The sequence below is a fragment of the Streptomyces mutabilis genome (genome assembly GCF_046628145.1).
Lineage (GTDB): Bacteria > Actinomycetota > Actinomycetes > Streptomycetales > Streptomycetaceae > Streptomyces > Streptomyces mutabilis.
Window position 1 is genome coordinate 4,706,683 of the sequence record NZ_CP176874.1, and the last position, 17,634, is coordinate 4,724,316.

Sequence of the window (17,634 nt, forward strand, 5' to 3'; positions counted from 1 at the left end):
AGGCCGCCCCGTCGGCCTCACCCCACGCCGGGTTCCGATCCGGACGCCGACAGCCGGACACCCGGGGCCACCCGGATGTCGAACGTTTCGACGCATGGGGCGAATGTTCCGGTGATCCCCGGCCGTCCGGGGGGTACGTCGCAAGGGCCCGCAGGGTTACGATCGCCACCATGACATCCCCGCAGCCCGCCGAAACCCGGACGCAGAGGCGCCCCGCGCAGACCGCGACCCTCGCCGAGATCGCGCGCGAGGCCGGTGTGTCGGCGCCGACTGTTTCGAAGGTCCTCAACGGCCGCGCCGACGTCGCCCCCGCGACCCGCTCCCGCGTGGAGGAACTGCTGCGCACCCACGGCTACCGGCGCAGGCGGGCCGAGGCGACCCGCTCGCCCCTGATCGACCTGGTCTTCCACGAGCTGGAGAGTGCCTGGGCGATGGAGGTCATCCGCGGGGTGGAGAACGTGGCGCGGGACGCGGGGCTCAGCGTCGTGCTCTCGGAGAGCGCGGGACGCCTCACCCCCGGCCGCAGCTGGGCCGACCAGGTCGCCGCCCGCCGCCCGCACGGCGTGATCCTCGTCCTGTCCGGCCTCGACGAGTCCCAGCGGGCCCTGCTCACCAGCCGCTCCATCCCGTTCGTGGTGATGGACCCGGCCGGTGACCCGGGCGCCGACGTGCCCTCCATCGGCGCCACCAACTGGCAGGGCGGACTCGCCGCCACCCGGCACCTGGTCGACCTCGGCCACACCCGCATCGGCGCGATCAGCGGACCCACCCGGATGATGTGCAGCCGCGCCCGCGTCGACGGCTACCGGGCCGCCCTGGAGACGGCCGGGCTGCCGGTCGACCCGGGCCTGATCGTCACCGGGGACTTCCACCACGAGGCCGGCTACCGCCAGGGCCTGGAGCTGCTGCGCCGCCCCGACCGGCCGACCGCCGTCTTCGCCGGCAACGACCTCCAGGCGCTCGGACTGTACGAGGCCGCGCGCGAGCTGGGGCTGCGCATCCCGCAGGACCTGAGCGTGGTCGGGTTCGACGACCTGCCGGTGGCGCGCTGGGTGGGCCCGCCGCTGACGACCGTACGGCAGCCGCTGATGGAGATGGCCGAGGCGGCGGCCCGGCTGGTCCTGGACCTCGGGCGCGACGACGGCTCGGCGGCGGCGACCCGGGTGGAGCTGGCCACCAGCCTGGAGGTGCGCAGCAGCACGGCGGCGCCTCCGACGGCCTGACGCCCGGGGCCGGCCACCGCCCCTCACCGAAACATTCGACGGGCTTCGAAGTCTGAGAATTCCCGCAGAATGCCGTCCCGCCTGTTCCTGCTTTCAACAATTCAGACGTATGTTCCTGTCGATAGGGCATTCGGGTGGGGACGCGAATGGGACCGGCACGAGCGGGGGCGGACGCATGGCGGGGCGGGGCGGGCCGGGTGGGACGAGCGGGCGGTCGAAAGGGCTGCGGGCCGCCGGTCTCGCCCTGGTCGGTGCCCTGCTGCTCGGGGCCGCCGCGGCGGGCTGGGCCTACTGGCACCTCAACGACAACATCAAGAGCGTCGACATTGACGGCGCGCTCGGCGACGACCGCCCGGCGAGGCCGGTCACCGTCCCCTCCGCCTCGTCCTCCGCGTCCCCGGTGCCCACCGGCGCCCTGAACATCCTGGTCCTCGGCTCCGACTCGCGCGGCGGCGAGGAGAACCGGGAACTCGGCGGCGGCGACAGCGAGGGCGCCCGCTCGGACACGGCGATGGTCGTCCACCTCGACGCCGGCCGGACCGCCGCCACCGTCGTCAGCATCCCCCGCGACACGCTCGTCGACCGTCCTTCCTGCCCGCTGCCGTCCGGCGGTTCGACCCGGGAGGCGAGCGGCGCCATGTTTAACACCGCCTACGCGCTGGGCGGGCCGGTCTGCGCGGTCAAGACCGTCGAGTCGATGACCGGTGTCCGCATGGACCACTACATGGAGATCGACTTCGCCGGTTTCGCCGAGCTGGTCGACGCGCTCGGCGGGGTCACGGTCACCACGGACGTGGACATCGACGACGACAAGAGCCACCTGCACCTGGACGCCGGCACCCACCACCTCGACGGCACCGAAGCCCTGGGCCTCGCCCGCACCCGGTACGGCCTGGAGGGCCGCAGCGACCTCGCCCGCATAGAACTCCAGCACAAGCTGGTCAAGGCCCTGCTGGAGCAGATCTCCGGCACCGACCTGCTCACCGACCCCACCCGGCTCTACCAGGTCGCCGACGCGGTCACCGGCAGCCTCACCACCGACACCGGCCTGGACTCGCTGGGCGAGCTGACGAGCCTCGGCCGCAGCCTGGGCGACCTGTCGGCGGACGACGTACGCACCGTCACGATGCCCGTCGTACCGGCCCCCTGGGACGTCAACCGGGTGGTGGCCCTGGAGCCGGACGCCGGTGAGCTGTGGGAATCGCTGCGCTGAGAGAAGTCCCGGAGGAAATCCGAAAAAAGCCCGGGGCAGCTGTCGATCCACGCCCCGCCCGTTCGACGCACGGGTGAGAGGCCGGGACGGACCCGGCCCCCGACCCACCCGAGGAGTCACCATGCCCCGCTTCCTGTCGCTGATCCGGATCGAGGAGAACGACGCCCTCTCCGGCGGCCCCAGCCCCGAGCTGGTGCAGCGCATGGAGAGGCTGATGGAGGAGATGACGAAGGCCGGCGTCCTGCTCGACACCGCCGGGCTGACCCCGACCGCCCAGGGCACCCGCGTCCACTACGAGGGCGGGCAGCTGTCCGTCACCGACGGGCCGTTCACCGAGTCCAAGGAGGTCATCGGCGGCTACTCGCTCCTCCAGGCGAAGGACAAGGCGGAGGCGGTCGAGTGGACCAAGCGCTTCCTCAAGGTGCACGAGGAGCACTGGACGGTGACCTGCGAGGTGCGGGAGCTGATGGAGGGCTGAGCCCGCGCTTTGCGCCGTAGGCCCCAGGGCTGTTGCATGGTGGGCTGTGGAACCACAGCCCACCGAGCCCGCCGGTGCCCCCGAGCCCGCAGAGGCCATCGAGACGGTCTTCCGCCTGGAGTCCCCGCGCGTCATCGCCGGCGTCGCCCGCCTGGTCCGGGACGTCGGCATCGCCGAGGAACTCACGCAGGACGCGATGGTCGCGGCCCTGGAACAGTGGCCCCGGGACGGCGTGCCCGACAATCCGGGCGCCTGGCTCATGGCCTCCGCCCGGCGCCGCGCCGTCGACCTGATCCGGCGCCGCGAGAACTACGCCCGCAAGCTCGCGGAGATCACCCGCGCTCTGCCCGCCGCCACGCCGCCGCCCGAGGAGCCCGCCGACCCGGAGGACATCGACGACGACCTGCTGCGCCTGGTCTTCACCGCCTGCCACCCGGTGCTGCCCGCCGAGGCCCGCATCGCCCTCACCCTCCGCCTGCTCGGCGGCCTGACCACCCCCGAGATCGCCCGCGCCTTCCTCGTCCCGGAACCGACGGTCGCGCAGCGCATCGTGCGCGCCAAACGCACCCTGGCCCGCAAGAACATCGCCTTCGAGGTGCCCTACGGCCCGGACCGCGCGGCCCGCCTCGGCTCGGTCCTGGAGGTCATCTATCTGATCTTCAACGAGGGCTACGCCGCCACCGCCGGCGACGACTGGCTCCGCCCCGGCCTGTGCGAGGACGCCCTGCGCCTGGCCCGCGTACTGTCCGCCCTGATGCCGAAGGAGCCCGAGGTCCACGGCCTGACCGCCCTGCTGGAGTTCCAGGCGTCCCGCACCGCCGCCCGCACCGGCCCCGACGGCACTCCGGTCCTGCTCGAGGACCAGAACCGCCGCCGCTGGAACCGCCTGCTCATCACCCGCGGCGTCACCGCCCTCGACCACGCCCACGCCACCAGGACCTCCGGCGTGCCCGGCCCGTACGTCCTCCAGGCCGCGATCGCCGCCTGCCACGCGACGGCGTACACGTACGAGGAGACCGACTGGCCGCGCATCGCCGCGCTCTACGGCCTGCTCGCGGCCCGCGCCCCGTCACCGGTCGTCGAACTCAACCGCGCGGTCGCCGTGTCGATGGCCGAGGGCCCGGCCCCGGCGCTCGCCCTCGTGGACGCCCTCGCCGAGGAACCCGCCCTGCGCGACTACCACCTGCTCCCCAGCGTCCGCGGCGACCTCCTGCTCCGCCTGGGCCGCGGGGCCGAGGCCCGCACGGAGTTCGAACGGGCCGCGTCCCTGGCCCGCAACGAACGCGAACGCGTGCTCCTGTTGCGCCGGGTGCGGGAGACGGACACCGCCTAGCGGACGGGGTGCCCGATCAGCATCGTCGGCGCCCCCGCCACCCGGGTCATGAACACGGTCGCCGCGTTCGGCCCCTGCGGCTTTACCTTCCGCCGCAGTTCCTCCGGCTCGACCGCCGAGCCGCGCTTCTTCACCGTCAGGGTGCCGACCTCGCGCTCCCTCAGCAGCGCCTTCAGCTTCTTGACGTTGAACGGCATCCGGTCGGTGATCTCGTACGCCGTGGCGTAGGACGTCGGCCGCAGTTCGTCCGAGGTGACGTACGCGATCGTCGCGTCCAGCAGCCCGCCGTCGACCTGCTCGGCGACCTCGGCGACCAGATGGGCGCGGACGACGGCGCCGTCCGGCTCGTACAGGTACCGGCCGGGCGCGCGGACCTCCGGGTCGGGCAGGCCGGTGCCGAGCAGGGTGCGGGGGCCCGGCAGCAGCGTGGCCCGCACCGCCCCCGGCGCGGTGCCGAACCACAGCACCGCCTCCTTCACGTCCCCGCCGTCGGAGATCCACTCGGCCTCGGCGTCCTCGGGCACCGCCTCGTGCGGAATGCCCGGTGCGACCTTCAGCGCGGCGCCGAGCGGAGCCTTGCGGGCGGCCTCGACGGCCCAGGACAGCGGCGGCGAGTACGCCTCCGGATCGAAGATCCGGCCTCGTCCGCCCCGCCGCGCGGGATCGACGAACACGGCGTCGTACCCGCCCGTGTCCACCTCCGTCACATCCGCCTCGCGCACCTCGATCAGCTCGCCCAGCCCCAGCGCCTCGGCGTTGGCACGGGCCGCCGCGGCCGTCGCCGGATCCCGGTCGACCGCCAGCACCCGGATGCCCGCGCGGGCCAGCGCCACCGCGTCGCCGCCGATCCCGCAGCACAGGTCGGCGACGGAGGTCACGCCCAGGTCCTTGAGGCGCTCCGCCCGGTACGCCGCCACGCTCGCCCGCGTCGACTGCTCGACCCCGTTGGGCGTGAAGAGCATCCGCCCGGCGTCCTCGGCCCCGAACTTCGCCACCGCCTGCTGCCGCAGCCGCGCCTGCCCGAGCGCCGCCGAGACCAGCTCCGCGGGGTGCGTGCGCCGCAACCGGGTCGCGACCGCCAGCTCCCGTGCCGGGTCGGTGTCGCGCACCTCGTCGAGGAGGGCGCGGCCCTCGGGGGTGAGCAGGGCGAGGAGGGCGTCGAGGTCGTTCACCGGAACATTGTGGGCCAGTCGGTGGATGGTGTGCCTCCGGTGCGGTGTCGGGCCGGGTTCGGGGTCCGGGGACTGCGAGGATCCCGCACCATGCGAGTAGTCGTACAAAATGACAAGAGCCGGGTGTTCAGGGCGTATCGGGCGCCGTCCGCGAGGCTCCGGACGCGCGGCGGCGTCGCCGTCCTCGCCGTCGCCGCCCTCGCCTCCGGCTGTGCGCAGGACGCCTCCGAGGTGCGCGGCGCCGCCGGCCGGCAGCCCCTCCAGGCGCCCCCGGCCCGCGCCCTGGACGCCTACGCGTCCAAGCTGGGCGCGGTGCACGCCGCCCGGGTCGCCGCCGCCGAGCGCTGGAAGCTGAAGAAGGTCCCGCTGGCCGCCCCGCCGCCCCCCGCGAAGAAGCCGGAGATCAAGACCCGCGACGGCTTCGAGGTGACCGGCCAGGCGAACCTCCCGCCGGTCTTCACCTCGATCCCCACCAAGGAGAAGATCGTCTTCCTCACCATCGACGACGGCGCCGAGAAGGACCCGGCGTTCCTGCGGATGATGAGCGAGCTGAAGATCCCGTACACGGCCTTCCTCAGTGACTACCTGGTCAAGGAGGACTACGGCTACTTCAAGGAGATGCAGGACCGCGGCGTCACCCTCAACAACCACACCCTGAACCACCCCTACCTGCCGGGCCTGTCCTACTCCGAGCAGAAGCGCGAGATCTGCGGCATGCAGGACGTGATCGAGAAGCGCTACGGCAAGCGCCCGACCGTCTTCCGCCCTCCCTACGGCAACTACAACCGCGACACCCTGCGCGCCGCCAAGGCATGCGGCATCGAGTACGCCCCCATCTGGAACGAGGAGGTCTTCGCCGACCACTGGGACTACCGCGAGTGGGACCGGGAGATCCATCCCGGCGACATCGTGCTCACCCACTTCCGGGGCGAGGGCGACTGGGGCGGCACCATGCGCGACATGGTCCGCGAGTTCCTCGACAAGGTCACCGCCGAGGGATACGCCGTGGCCCGGCTGGAGGACTACCTGTGAGGCGGGGGCGGCTGCGGCCGGCCGGGGCCGCCCTGGCCGCCGTACTGCTCACCGGATGCGCCCAGTTCGCCGGGTCCGCGCAGCCTCCGGCGGGCGGGGAGCCCGCCCAGGGCAGCGACCGGGGGCAGAGCCTGCCGCCCGTCGTGGACCACGTCCGCACCACCGACCCGGTCGTCTTCCTCACCTTCGACGACAGCGCCGAGCGCGACCCGCACTTCGCCGACTTCGTCCGCGCGCACCGCCTCCCGGTCACCCTGTTCCTCACCGACACGGTCGCCGGACCGGCGTACGGCCACTTCGCCCGGCTGCGCTCGGTCGGCGCGAGCCTGCACAACCACACCCTCGACCACCGCTCCCTGCGCGGTCTGCCCTACGCCGGCCAGCGCGCCGAGATCTGCGGCCAGCAGACCAAGCTCAGGTCCCGCTTCGGCGTCCGCTCCCACCTCTTCCGCCCGCCCTACGGCACGTACGACACCACCACCCTGCGCGCCGCCGCCGACTGCGGCATCACGGCCGTCGTGCTGTGGCGGGCGGCCCTGAGCGCCGACGGCGGCCTCACCTACACCCGCGGCGACCACCGCCTGCACCCCGGCGACATCGTGGCCGTCGACCCGGACCACCCGACGGGCACGGGCCTGAGCGCGCGCACGGAGGCCCTGCTGGAGACGATCGAGGAGCAGGGGCTGCGGGTGGGGCGGCTGGGGGACTACCTCTGACTTCCCGGCGCCGGCGCGGGGCGCCTCCACGGACCGGCGTTCGGACGAAACCCCGCCGACGCGCCGTCGGCATTGGCACTCCGCTTGACCGAGTGCTAATCGCGGTCATAGTCTCGGGTCTGGCACTCCCCCCTGGAGAGTGCCAACACAGCGACGGGCAGGTCCGGCACCCGCGACGACGGATCGACCTGGTCGCCACCTCAGACAGTTAACCCCGTGAGATCTCCGAAGGGGGAGGTCGGATCGTGACGACCGCCAGCTCCAAGGTTGCCATCAAGCCGCTCGAGGACCGCATCGTGGTCCAGCCGCTCGACGCCGAGCAGACCACGGCTTCGGGCCTGGTCATTCCGGACACCGCCAAGGAGAAGCCCCAGGAGGGCGTCGTCCTGGCCGTGGGCCCGGGCCGCTTCGAGGACGGCAACCGTCTTCCGCTCGACGTCAGCGTCGGCGACGTCGTGCTCTACAGCAAGTACGGCGGCACCGAGGTGAAGTACAACGGCGAGGAGTACCTCGTCCTCTCGGCCCGCGACGTGCTCGCGATCGTCGAGAAGTAGTTCACCCGAAGCACCTTGCTTTCCAGCTGCGCCCCTGGCTCCCGCGACCTTAAAAAGCCGGGCGTCGGGGGCGCAGTTGCCGTATAACCCCAAGATTTCCGGAAGAGGGCTCACGCTCCCATGGCGAAGATCCTGAAGTTCGACGAGGACGCCCGTCGCGCCCTCGAGCGCGGCGTCAACAAGCTTGCCGACACGGTGAAGGTGACGATCGGCCCCAAGGGCCGCAACGTCGTCATCGACAAGAAGTTCGGCGCCCCGACCATCACCAACGACGGCGTCACCATCGCCCGCGAGGTCGAGGTCGAGGACCCGTACGAGAACCTCGGCGCCCAGCTGGTGAAGGAGGTGGCGACCAAGACCAACGACATCGCGGGTGACGGCACCACCACCGCCACCGTCCTGGCCCAGGCGCTGGTCCGCGAGGGCCTGAAGAACGTCGCCGCCGGTGCTTCCCCGGCGCTGCTGAAGAAGGGCATCGACGCGGCCGTCGCCGCCGTGTCGGAAGACCTTCTCGCCACCGCCCGCCCGATCGACGAGAAGTCCGACATCGCCGCCGTGGCCGCGCTGTCCGCCCAGGACCAGCAGGTCGGCGAGCTGATCGCCGAGGCCATGGACAAGGTCGGCAAGGACGGTGTCATCACCGTCGAGGAGTCCAACACCTTCGGTCTGGAGCTGGACTTCACCGAGGGCATGGCCTTCGACAAGGGCTACCTGTCGCCGTACTTCGTGACGGACCAGGAGCGCATGGAGGCCGTCCTCGAGGACCCGTACATCCTCATCAACCAGGGCAAGATCTCCTCCATCGCCGACATGCTGCCGCTGCTGGAGAAGGTCATCCAGACCAACTCCTCGAAGCCGCTGCTGATCATCGCCGAGGACGTCGAGGGCGAGGCCCTGTCGACCCTGGTCGTCAACAAGATCCGCGGCACCTTCAACGCCGTCGCGGTGAAGGCCCCGGGCTTCGGCGACCGCCGCAAGGCGATGCTCCAGGACATGGCCGTCCTCACCGGCGCCACCGTCATCTCCGAGGAGGTCGGCCTCAAGCTCGACCAGGTCGGCCTCGAGGTGCTCGGCACCGCCCGCCGCATCACCGTCACCAAGGACGACACCACGATCGTCGACGGTGCCGGCAAGCGCGACGAGGTCGAGGGCCGCGTCGCCCAGATCAAGGCCGAGATCGAGTCCACCGACTCCGACTGGGACCGCGAGAAGCTCCAGGAGCGCCTCGCGAAGCTGGCCGGCGGCGTGTGCGTGATCAAGGTCGGCGCCGCCACCGAGGTGGAGCTGAAGGAGCGCAAGCACCGTCTGGAGGACGCCATCTCCGCGACCCGCGCCGCGGTCGAGGAGGGCATCGTCTCCGGTGGTGGCTCCGCGCTGGTCCACGCCGTCAAGGTCCTCGAGGGCAACCTCGGCAAGACCGGCGACGAGGCCACCGGTGTCGCGGTCGTCCGCCGCGCCGCCGTCGAGCCGCTGCGCTGGATCGCCGAGAACGCCGGCCTGGAGGGCTACGTCATCACCTCCAAGGTCGCCGAGCTCGACAAGGGCCAGGGCTTCAACGCCGCCACCGGCGAGTACGGCGACCTGGTCAAGGCCGGCGTCATCGACCCGGTGAAGGTCACCCGCTCCGCCCTGGAGAACGCCGCCTCCATCGCCTCCCTCCTCCTGACGACCGAGACCCTGGTCGTCGAGAAGAAGGAAGAGGAAGAGCCGGCCGCCGCGGGCCACGGCCACGGCCACGCCCACTGAGCGCAGCGCTGAGCTGAGCTGAGCCGACGGTGCCCGGCGCCCCTGCGGGGGTGCCGGGCACCGTGCGTTCGGCGGGGCGTCGGGGCCCCGTCCGCCCCGCCCGGCTTGTTGCCGGGCGGCTCCGACCGGCGAAAGGGAGAAGGCGAGAAGATGTCCGAAACCACGCCGGACGAGGTACTCACGGGACGTGTGCTGGAGTGGCACCGCGAAGAGGGATGGGGCGTGCTCGCGGCCGAGGTTCTCGAGGAGAGGGTGTGGGCGCACTTCTCGGCCGTCGAGGCCGACGGCTTCCGTGAGCTGATCCCGGGCCGGTCCGTCACGTTCACCGCCGAGCGGGCCGAACAGGACGGGTACCGGTGGCGGGCCGTGTGCGTCTGGCCCGAGGACTCCTGAGCCCTCCCCGCCCCACCCCTACCGCGGCCCGTACTTCCGCCCCGTCCGCGAGGTGATCCCGCCCAGCACCCCCCGCGGCACCAGCTTCGCCGCCCCCATCAGCGCCTTGTAGCGGGGATCGGGGATCGACAGGGACTTCCCGCGCGCCAGATCGCCCAGCGCCGCCGCGACCACCTTGTCCGCGTCGAGCCACATCCAGCCCGGAATGTTGTCCGTGCCCATCCCGGCCCGCGCGTGGAACTCCGTGCGCACGAAGCCGGGGCACAGGGCCATCAGGCGCACCCCGCTGCCGGCCAGGTCCTTCGCCACGCCCTGGGTGAACTGCACGACCCACGCCTTGGAGGCGCCGTACGTGCCGCGCGGGACGAAGGCGGCGACCGAGGCGACGTTGACGACCCCGCCGCGCCCCCGCTCCCGCATCGACTCCGTCGCCGCCGAGGTCAGCCGCAGTACCGCCTCGCAGTGCACCTTGAGCATGGTCAGCTCGTCGGCCATCGAGACCTCGAGGAAGCGGCCCTTGTTGCCGAAGCCGGCGTTGTTGACCAGCAGGTCGACGGGGTTCCTGCGCTCGCCCAGCCGGGCGGCCACCGCGTCGATCCCGGCGTCCGTCGCCAGGTCGGCCGTCAGCACCTCCGCCTCGATGCCGTGCCGGTCGTGCAGCTCGGTCGCCTGTTCGCGCAGCCGCTTGGTGTCGCGGGCGACCAGCACCAGGTCGTGTCCGTCCGCCGCCAGCCGCCGCGCGAACGCGGCACCGATGCCCGCCGTCGATCCCGTAATCAATGCCGTTGTCATGGCGCAAGGTTATGGGTCCGGACCGAGCACGTCCGCTTCGCTCACATCGTGATCGCCGATCGTGAGGAACCGGTGACCAGCACCTGGTGAGACACGGTCAGGGGGCCTGCCCCGCCACGTACTTCCGCGCCGTCGCCAGCGCCTCCGGGTGCAGCGCACCGCCCGCCGCGAGCAGCCGGGGCAGCAGCTCCCGTTCGGTCGTCACCGCCCGGAACTGCAGGGCCACGGTCACCTCGTGGGCGGGCCGGTGGACGACCTCGACCGGGTCGCCCTCCCGTATCTCCCCGGGCTCGATCACCCGCAGGTACGCCCCCGACACCCCCTTCTCCGTGAACCGCTTCACCCACCGCTCCTCGCCCAGGTGGCCCTGGAAGGTGCGGCAGGGGATGCGGCCGGAGGTGACCTCCAGGATCAGGTCGGTGCCCACGCGCCAGCGCTCGCCGATCAGGGCGCCGCAGACGTCCACGCCCGTCGTGGTGAGGTTCTCGCCGAAGGAGCCGTTCGGCAGCGGGCGGCCCAGCTCGCGCTCCCAGTCGTCCAGATCCTCGCGCGCCATCGCGTAGACCGCCTGGTCGGGGCCGCCGTGGTGACGGGTGTCGCAGACCGTGTCCCCGGCCAGCCCGCTCGCCCCGGTGCCCTTCGGCCCGGGCGCCGTCACCCGTACGGCCCCGTCCGTGGGCTGCTTGTCGATGCCGGTGACGCCCTCGGGGTGGTCCGTGTACGGCACCGATTTCGCGCGGCCGAGATTCACAGAGAGAAGCTTCATGGCCGAACGGTAGGACAATCCTCATCAAAGCGTCGACGCATTATTCGGCATCCGGTCAAAGGGTCGCTTATCCTCGACCGTGTGATCGAGGCTCGTCATCTCCGCGTGCTGCGCGCCGTGGCATCGACCGGTTCCTTCTCCGCCGCCGGGCGCGAGCTGGGCTGCACCCAGCCCGCCGTCAGCCAGCAGATGAAGGCCCTGGAGGCCTCCGTCGGCACGCCCCTGCTCGTGCGCACCGGCCGGGAGATGCGGCTCACCCAAGCCGGAGAGGCGCTGGTGCGGCACGCCGCCGGGATCATCGCCGGGCTGACCGCCGCCGAGGAGGAGGTCGCCGCCATCGCCGGGCTGCGCGCGGGGCGGGTCCGCCTGGTCTCCTTCCCCAGCGGCAGCTCCACCCTCGTCCCGACTGCCCTGGCCGCACTGCGTGCCGCGCATCCCGGCACCCGGGTGTCCCTGGAGGAGGCCGAGCCGCCGAGGTCCGTCGAGCTGCTGCGCGAGGGCGACTGCGACGTGGCGCTGGCCTTTCGCTACGAGGGGGCGGCCGGCGCGGAGGAGTGGGACGACCTCGTCGTACGGCCGCTGCTCACCGACCGGCTGGTGGCGCTGGTCCCGGAGGGGCACCGGCTCGCGCACACGGAGCCCACGGGGTCGGTGGCCATCGGGGAGCTGGCCCGGGAGCCCTGGATCGCGGGCTGCCCGCGCTGCCGGAGCCAACTGGTCGAGGTCTGCGAGGGCGCCGGCTTCACGCCCCGCATCGACTTCGCCACCGACGACTACCCGGCCGTCGTGGGCCTGGTCGGGGCCGGCCTGGGCGTGGCCGTGCTGCCCCAGCTCGCCGTCGAGTCCGTACGGCCCCGGGGTGTGCGCACGGTGGCGCTGGAGCCGGCGGTGCGGCGGGAGATCGTCGCGCTCACCCTGCCCGACCTGGGACAGGTGCCGGCGGTGAAGGCGACGCTCGACGAGCTGGCCCGGGCGGGGGCGCGCCAGTCGGCGTCGCGCTGAGGGCGGGCGCACCTCGGCGCCCGTGTTCTCGCCTCCGCGTCCATGTTCTAGAGAAACGTTCCTTCAGTGATGCGCGGCCGCCTCCCCGCCGGCCGTCGCCGATGCCGTCGCCGCCACCAGGCGGTTGCGGGCCCGTCCCATGAGCTCCTCGCGCTCGTCCTCGGTCAGGCCGCCCCACACGCCGTACGGCTCGCGCACCGCCAGCGCGTGCGCCGCGCACTCGGCGCGGACCGGGCACCTCATGCAGACCTCCTTGGCCGAGTTCTCGCGAGCACTCCGCGCCGCTCCCCGTTCGCCCTCCGGGTGGAAGAAGAGCGAGCTGTCCACCCCGCGGCACGCAGCCAGGAGCTGCCAGTCCCACAGGTCCGCGTTCGGTCCTGGAAGGCGGGAGAAATCTGCCATTGCGTGACCCCTTGTAGCCGATATGGGTAGATGCGGGATGCCAGCATCCACGACCGTACAACTACGATCTAAGGAGATGAAAATATGACTCATTGCGAATCTAGCCTCAGACACCAGCGAAGTGGAAGAAAAGCGGCTAAATGGGGCATCGGATGTGATGAAACGGGGCGGGTCCCACGCGCATGTCTGCTGCGTGGCCGACCCCTCACGTAGAGTGCCGAAGACGACACACGGCCCCGTAACTCTTTCGAGTGACCGTCGTTGAGAGTGCGGAGGCGGTTGAAGGAACAAGTGCTCGGGCGGGCGTCCGGGACGGTCGACCGCACAGGTGACGATTTCGTACCAGCCTGGAGGCTCAACGTGACGCGCATCAGCTGCGGAGGACGGCCATGACTTCCGTCCTCGTCTGCGACGACTCCCCGCTTGCCCGAGAGGCGCTTCGCCGCGCGGTCGCGACCGTGCCCGGCGTCGAGCGCGTGACGACGGCCGCCAACGGCGAGGAAGTCCTCCGCCGCTGGGGCGCCGACCGCTCGGACCTGATCCTTATGGACGTGCGCATGCCCGGCCTGGGCGGCGTCGAGACCGTCCGGCGGCTGCTGTCCGCCGACCCCGGCGCGCGCATCATCATGCTCACCGTCGCCGAGGACCTGGACGGCGTGGCCCTCGCGGTCGCCGCCGGTGCCCGCGGCTACCTGCACAAGGACGCCTCGCGCGCCGAGCTGCGCGCCACGGTCACGCAGGCCCTCGCCGACCCGACCTGGCGGCTCGCCCCGCGCCGGCTGCGCTCGGCCGAGATGGGTGCCGCGCCCACGCTCACCGCGCGTGAGATCCAGGTGCTGGAGGGCATGAGCCACGGCCGCTCCAACGCGGAGATCGGCCGTGAGCTGTTCCTCTCCGAGGACACCGTCAAGACCCACGCCCGGCGGCTCTTCAAGAAGCTCGGCGCCTCGGACCGGGCACACGCGGTGGCGCTCGGCTTCCGGTGGGGCCTGGTCCGCTAGGGCACCCCGTGCGAGGGAGTCCGAAAGGGCCCGTCGGGGAAGCGGCGATCCCCGCTTATCGCGAGGTGAGCGGGGGTGACAAGGCGACCCGCCGGGTGCCCGCTGCTCGTTTCGGCGCGGATGACGCATCCTTGAGGTGTGGAGTTCCTCGGGGACGAGTCGGTCGAGCGGGAGGGGAGGGCGCAGGGGATGAGTTCCGGCGCACCTGCTCATAACGCTTCGGTGCACAACAACGGGCGCGACGCCACGGATCGGACGGCCGCAAGGCACCATGGACCGATGCGTGACGACGAGGCGGCCCCTGATCAAGGGACGGTCGGCGGGCTCGTGCACCGCGCCGTCGACGGGGACGAGCAGGCCACGCACGACCTGCTCGCCCATGTCCATCCCTTGGCGCTGCGCTACTGCCGCACGCGTCTGTCCCGCCTGCCCGGCGACGCCCGGCACTTCGTCGAGGATCTCGCCCAGGAGGTCTGCGTCGCGGTGCTGCTCGCGCTGCCCCGCTACAAGGACACCGGCCGCCCCTTCGAGGCGTTCGTCTTCGCCATCGCCGCCCACAAGGTCGCCGACCTCCAGCGCGCGGCGATGCGGCACCCCGGCTCGACGGCCGTCCCGTCCGACGAGATGCCGGAGCGGCCGGACGACTCCCTCGGCCCGGAGGAGCGTGCGCTGCTCAACAGCGACGCCGCCTGGGCCAAGAAACTCCTGGCCAACCTGCCCGAGAACCAGCGCGAGCTGCTCCTGCTGCGCATCGCCGTGGGCCTCACGGCCGAGGAGACCGGGCAGATGTTGGGAATGTCACCCGGCGCCGTCCGGGTCGCCCAGCACCGGGCGCTGAGCCGCCTGCGGGCCCTGGCGGAGCAGTAGCGCCGGGGGTGAACGGGCGGTGTCCGGTGTCCGTACGAAACTACGAAGGTCGGACGGGTCCTTGATCGTGGAATGAGCCACCTCCAGTTCCCGTTAGCATGGACATCCGCACCGATCAAGGCCATTTGGGGAAGGTGTCATGACTGCCAACGTCGACGGAGTGCCCGAGAAATTCGCGACGCTCGGGCTGACCTACGACGACGTGCTGCTGCTGCCGGGCCCGTCGGACATGGCACCCGACGAGATCGACACCGCCTCGTACGTCTCCAAGAACGTGCGGGTGAACATCCCGCTGCTGTCCGCCGCCATGGACAAGGTCACCGAGTCGCGCATGGCGATCGCGATGGCCCGCCAGGGCGGCGTCGGCGTTCTCCACCGCAACCTGTCCATCGAGGACCAGGCCAACCAGGTCGACCTGGTCAAGCGCTCCGAGTCGGGCATGGTGGCCGACCCCATCACCATCCACCCGGACGCCACCCTCGGCGAGGCCGACGCGCTGTGCGCCAAGTTCCGCATCAGCGGCGTCCCGGTCACCGACGGCAACAAGAAGCTGCTCGGCATCGTCACCAACCGCGACATGGCCTTCGAGACCGACCGCTCCCGGCAGGTGCGCGAGGTCATGACGCCGATGCCGCTGGTCACCGGCAAGGTCGGCATCTCCGGCGCGGACGCCATGGAGCTGCTGCGCCGCCACAAGATCGAGAAGCTGCCGCTGGTCGACGACAACGGCGTCCTCAAGGGCCTGATCACGGTCAAGGACTTCGTCAAGGCCGAGAAGTACCCCAACGCCGCCAAGGACGGCGAGGGCCGGCTGCTGGTCGGTGCCGCGGTCGGTGTCGCCGGTGACGCCTTCGAGCGCGCCCAGGCGCTGATCGAGGCGGGCGTCGACTTCATCGTCGTCGACACCGCGCACGGCCACTCCCGCCTGGTCGGCGACATGGTCGCCAAGATCAAGTCGAACTCCTCCGGCGTCGACGTCATCGGCGGCAACATCGCCACCCGCGACGGCGCCCAGGCCCTCATCGACGCCGGCGTGGACGGCATCAAGGTCGGCGTCGGCCCCGGCTCCATCTGCACCACCCGCGTCGTCGCCGGCATCGGCGTCCCGCAGGTCACCGCCATCTACGAGGCATCGCTCGCCGCCAAGGAGGCCGGAATCCCGGTCATCGGCGACGGCGGCCTCCAGTACTCCGGCGACATCGCCAAGGCCCTGGTCGCGGGCGCCGACACGGTGATGCTGGGCTCGCTGCTCGCGGGCTGCGAGGAGTCGCCGGGCGAGCTGCTGTTCATCAACGGCAAGCAGTTCAAGTCGTACCGCGGCATGGGCTCGCTGGGCGCCATGCAGACCCGCGGCGACCGCAAGTCGTTCTCCAAGGACCGCTACTTCCAGGAGGGCGTCGCCTCCGACGAGCAGCTGGTCCCCGAGGGCATCGAGGGCCAGGTGCCCTACCGCGGCCCGCTCTCCTCGGTCGTCCACCAGCTGGTCGGCGGCCTGCGCCAGTCGATGTTCTACGTCGGCGGCCGGACCGTGCCCCAGCTCCAGGACAACGGCCGGTTCGTGCGGATCACCTCCGCCGGCCTCAAGGAGAGCCACCCGCACGACATCCAGATGACGGTCGAGGCACCGAACTACAGCCGCAGCAAGTAGGCAGAAGGCCTTCCAGGGCGGCCCCGGGAGCATCCGGGGCCGCCCTCGGTGTGCCCGTCGGGGATACTGGAAGGCGCTGCAACGCATCAGGGAAAGGCCACAGACGTGACTGAGATCGAGATCGGGCGCGGCAAGCGCGGCCGCCGGGCGTACGCCTTCGACGACATCGCCGTCGTCCCCAGCCGCCGTACCCGGGACCCGAAGGAGGTCTCGATCGCCTGGCAGATCGACGCCTACCGCTTCGAGCTGCCGTTCCTGGCCGCTCCCATGGACTCGGTAGTCTCCCCGGCCACCGCCATCCGCATCGGCGAGCTGGGCGGCCTGGGCGTCCTGAACCTGGAAGGGCTCTGGACCCGGCACGAGGACCCGCAGCCGCTGCTCGACGAGATCGCCGGTCTCGACCCGGACAACGCGACCCGCCGCCTCCAGGAGATCTACGCGGCTCCCATCAAGGAGGAGCTGATCGGGCGGCGCATCAAGGAGGTGCGCGACTCGGGCGTGGTCACCGCCGCCGCGCTCTCCCCGCAGCGCACCGCCGAGTTCTCCAAGGCGGTCGTGGACGCGGGCGTCGACATCTTCGTCATCCGCGGCACCACGGTCTCGGCCGAGCACGTCTCCGGTTCGCACGAGCCGCTGAACCTGAAGCAGTTCATCTACGAGCTGGACGTCCCGGTCATCGTCGGCGGCTGCGCCACCTACACCGCCGCCCTGCACCTGATGCGCACCGGCGCGGCGGGCGTCCTCGTCGGCTTCGGCGGCGGCGCCGCCCACACCACGCGCAACGTGCTGGGCATCCAGGTGCCCATGGCCACGGCCGTGGCGGACGTGGCGGCGGCCCGCCGGGACTACATGGACGAGTCCGGCGGCCGGTACGTGCACGTCATCGCCGACGGCGGCGTCGGCTGGTCCGGCGACCTGCCCAAGGCGATCGCCTGCGGCGCCGACTCCGTGATGATGGGCTCCCCGCTGGCCCGCGCCACCGACGCGCCCGGCAAGGGCAACCACTGGGGCATGGAGGCGGTCAACGAGGAGCTGCCGCGCGGCAAGAAGGTCGACCTCGGCACGGTCGGCACCATCGAGGAGATCCTCACCGGCCCGTCCCACACCCCCGACGGCTCGATGAACTTCTTCGGCGCCCTGCGCCGGGCGATGGCCACGACCGGATACAGCGAACTCAAGGAGTTCCAGCGCGTCGAGGTGACGGTGGCGGACTCGCAGCACCGGCGGTAGTCACCCGTACGCGGTACCGAGGGGCCCGGAGCGTCTGCTCCGGGCCCCTCGCGTGTGCGCGTCGCG

Annotated in this window: 18 protein-coding genes; 14 read left to right on the forward strand and 4 right to left on the reverse strand. The window is 71.8% G+C overall.

The features are described from left to right. Nucleotides 1–170 precede the first annotated feature (170 nt). The 4 genes from ACLIN4_RS21370 to ACLIN4_RS21385 all read left to right on the forward strand — a co-directional run bounded on the left by ACLIN4_RS21370 (nucleotide 171) and on the right by ACLIN4_RS21385 (nucleotide 4,247). Nucleotides 171–1,223, forward strand: coding sequence for a LacI family DNA-binding transcriptional regulator (locus tag ACLIN4_RS21370; protein WP_100049630.1), 1,053 nt, complete (start codon nucleotides 171–173; stop codon nucleotides 1,221–1,223). Between the two features lie 175 nt (nucleotides 1,224–1,398). After that, nucleotides 1,399–2,436 (forward strand): LCP family protein, encoded by a 1,038-nt coding sequence (locus ACLIN4_RS21375; RefSeq protein WP_411576118.1) that lies wholly within the window; start codon nucleotides 1,399–1,401, stop codon nucleotides 2,434–2,436. Between the two features lie 121 nt (nucleotides 2,437–2,557). Beyond that, complete coding sequence (locus tag ACLIN4_RS21380) at nucleotides 2,558–2,914, forward strand: YciI family protein (RefSeq protein WP_107478883.1); 357 nt, start codon at nucleotides 2,558–2,560, stop codon at nucleotides 2,912–2,914. Between the two features lie 46 nt (nucleotides 2,915–2,960). Then, nucleotides 2,961–4,247: an RNA polymerase sigma factor gene (locus tag ACLIN4_RS21385; RefSeq protein WP_382052171.1), complete on the forward strand. Its 1,287-nt coding sequence runs from the start codon at nucleotides 2,961–2,963 to the stop codon at nucleotides 4,245–4,247. Here ACLIN4_RS21385 and ACLIN4_RS21390 read toward each other — a convergent pair. Continuing rightward, complete coding sequence (locus tag ACLIN4_RS21390; protein WP_411576119.1) at nucleotides 4,244–5,419, reverse strand: THUMP-like domain-containing protein; 1,176 nt, start codon at nucleotides 5,417–5,419, stop codon at nucleotides 4,244–4,246. The genes ACLIN4_RS21385 and ACLIN4_RS21390 overlap by 4 nt on opposite strands. 90 nt (nucleotides 5,420–5,509) lie before the next feature. Between ACLIN4_RS21390 and ACLIN4_RS21395 the strand changes: the two genes are divergently transcribed. From ACLIN4_RS21395 to ACLIN4_RS21415, 5 genes are all read left to right on the forward strand, one after another. Further along, complete coding sequence (locus ACLIN4_RS21395) at nucleotides 5,510–6,451, forward strand: polysaccharide deacetylase family protein (protein ID WP_289906002.1); 942 nt, start codon at nucleotides 5,510–5,512, stop codon at nucleotides 6,449–6,451. Beyond that, nucleotides 6,448–7,167, forward strand: a complete 720-nt coding sequence (locus tag ACLIN4_RS21400; RefSeq protein WP_269958166.1) for a polysaccharide deacetylase family protein — start codon at nucleotides 6,448–6,450, stop codon at nucleotides 7,165–7,167. Before ACLIN4_RS21395 ends, ACLIN4_RS21400 begins: the two co-directional genes overlap by 4 nt. Nucleotides 7,168–7,412: 245 nt before the next feature. Continuing rightward, nucleotides 7,413–7,721 carry a co-chaperone GroES gene (gene groES, locus ACLIN4_RS21405; RefSeq protein ID WP_019329594.1) on the forward strand — a complete coding sequence of 103 codons (309 nt, stop codon included), beginning with the start codon at nucleotides 7,413–7,415 and terminating at the stop codon, nucleotides 7,719–7,721. A 120-nt stretch (nucleotides 7,722–7,841) separates the two neighbouring features. Then, nucleotides 7,842–9,467: a chaperonin GroEL gene (gene groL, locus ACLIN4_RS21410; RefSeq protein WP_100049324.1), complete on the forward strand. Its 1,626-nt coding sequence runs from the start codon at nucleotides 7,842–7,844 to the stop codon at nucleotides 9,465–9,467. Nucleotides 9,468–9,617: 150 nt separating this feature from the next. Then, nucleotides 9,618–9,860, forward strand: a complete 243-nt coding sequence (locus tag ACLIN4_RS21415; protein WP_100049325.1) for a cold-shock protein — start codon at nucleotides 9,618–9,620, stop codon at nucleotides 9,858–9,860. An 18-nt stretch (nucleotides 9,861–9,878) separates the two neighbouring features. Here the strand turns inward: ACLIN4_RS21415 and ACLIN4_RS21420 are convergent, their stop codons facing one another. Both ACLIN4_RS21420 and ACLIN4_RS21425 read right to left on the reverse strand, forming a co-directional pair. Next, entirely contained in the window at nucleotides 9,879–10,652 is a 774-nt protein-coding gene (locus ACLIN4_RS21420) for an SDR family NAD(P)-dependent oxidoreductase (RefSeq protein ID WP_100049326.1), read from the reverse strand. A gap of 97 nt (nucleotides 10,653–10,749) precedes the next feature. After that, a complete protein-coding gene (locus ACLIN4_RS21425) occupies nucleotides 10,750–11,418 on the reverse strand; it encodes an MOSC domain-containing protein (protein WP_411576120.1) in 669 nt (222 codons plus the stop codon). An 81-nt stretch (nucleotides 11,419–11,499) separates the two neighbouring features. Here ACLIN4_RS21425 and ACLIN4_RS21430 point away from each other — a divergent pair, with 81 nt between their 5' ends. Then, nucleotides 11,500–12,420, forward strand: coding sequence for a LysR family transcriptional regulator (locus ACLIN4_RS21430; RefSeq protein ID WP_289905995.1), 921 nt, complete (start codon nucleotides 11,500–11,502; stop codon nucleotides 12,418–12,420). Nucleotides 12,421–12,483: 63 nt separating this feature from the next. On the opposite strand, the gene ACLIN4_RS21435 is transcribed toward ACLIN4_RS21430, so the two are convergent. Beyond that, on the reverse strand, nucleotides 12,484–12,822 hold the full coding sequence (locus ACLIN4_RS21435) for a WhiB family transcriptional regulator (RefSeq protein WP_100049329.1): 339 nt from the start codon (nucleotides 12,820–12,822) through the stop codon (nucleotides 12,484–12,486). 389 nt (nucleotides 12,823–13,211) lie between these two features. Here ACLIN4_RS21435 and ACLIN4_RS21440 point away from each other — a divergent pair, with 389 nt between their 5' ends. The 4 genes from ACLIN4_RS21440 (at nucleotide 13,212) to ACLIN4_RS21455 (ending at nucleotide 17,568) form a co-directional block, all read left to right on the forward strand. Then, complete coding sequence (locus ACLIN4_RS21440) at nucleotides 13,212–13,823, forward strand: response regulator transcription factor (protein WP_003948568.1); 612 nt, start codon at nucleotides 13,212–13,214, stop codon at nucleotides 13,821–13,823. Between the two features lie 279 nt (nucleotides 13,824–14,102). Beyond that, the gene (locus ACLIN4_RS21445) at nucleotides 14,103–14,690 is read left to right on the forward strand and encodes a sigma-70 family RNA polymerase sigma factor (RefSeq protein ID WP_019329587.1); all 588 of its coding nucleotides are present in this window, start codon (nucleotides 14,103–14,105) and stop codon (nucleotides 14,688–14,690) included. Nucleotides 14,691–14,829: 139 nt separating this feature from the next. Next, entirely contained in the window at nucleotides 14,830–16,338 is a 1,509-nt protein-coding gene (gene guaB, locus ACLIN4_RS21450; protein WP_100049446.1) for an IMP dehydrogenase, read from the forward strand. 105 nt (nucleotides 16,339–16,443) lie between these two features. Then, entirely contained in the window at nucleotides 16,444–17,568 is a 1,125-nt protein-coding gene (locus ACLIN4_RS21455) for a GuaB3 family IMP dehydrogenase-related protein (RefSeq protein WP_100049447.1), read from the forward strand. The last annotated feature ends 66 nt before the right edge of the window (nucleotides 17,569–17,634 follow it).

Bases quoted from the DNA above. Each gene is read 5' to 3' on its own strand.
- ACLIN4_RS21370 (WP_100049630.1), top strand. From the start codon at position 171: ATGACATCCCCGCAGCCCGCCGAAACCCGGACGCAGAGGCGCCCCGCG.
- ACLIN4_RS21375 (WP_411576118.1), top strand. From the start codon at position 1,399: ATGGCGGGGCGGGGCGGGCCGGGTGGGACGAGCGGGCGGTCGAAAGGG.
- ACLIN4_RS21380 (WP_107478883.1), top strand. From the start codon at position 2,558: ATGCCCCGCTTCCTGTCGCTGATCCGGATCGAGGAGAACGACGCCCTC.
- ACLIN4_RS21395 (WP_289906002.1), top strand. From the start codon at position 5,510: ATGCGAGTAGTCGTACAAAATGACAAGAGCCGGGTGTTCAGGGCGTAT.
- groL (WP_100049324.1), top strand. From the start codon at position 7,842: ATGGCGAAGATCCTGAAGTTCGACGAGGACGCCCGTCGCGCCCTCGAG.
- ACLIN4_RS21415 (WP_100049325.1), top strand. From the start codon at position 9,618: ATGTCCGAAACCACGCCGGACGAGGTACTCACGGGACGTGTGCTGGAG.
- ACLIN4_RS21420 (WP_100049326.1), bottom strand. From the start codon at position 10,652: ATGACAACGGCATTGATTACGGGATCGACGGCGGGCATCGGTGCCGCG.
- ACLIN4_RS21425 (WP_411576120.1), bottom strand. From the start codon at position 11,418: ATGAAGCTTCTCTCTGTGAATCTCGGCCGCGCGAAATCGGTGCCGTAC.
- ACLIN4_RS21435 (WP_100049329.1), bottom strand. From the start codon at position 12,822: ATGGCAGATTTCTCCCGCCTTCCAGGACCGAACGCGGACCTGTGGGAC.
- ACLIN4_RS21440 (WP_003948568.1), top strand. From the start codon at position 13,212: ATGACTTCCGTCCTCGTCTGCGACGACTCCCCGCTTGCCCGAGAGGCG.
- ACLIN4_RS21445 (WP_019329587.1), top strand. From the start codon at position 14,103: ATGCGTGACGACGAGGCGGCCCCTGATCAAGGGACGGTCGGCGGGCTC.
- guaB (WP_100049446.1), top strand. From the start codon at position 14,830: ATGACTGCCAACGTCGACGGAGTGCCCGAGAAATTCGCGACGCTCGGG.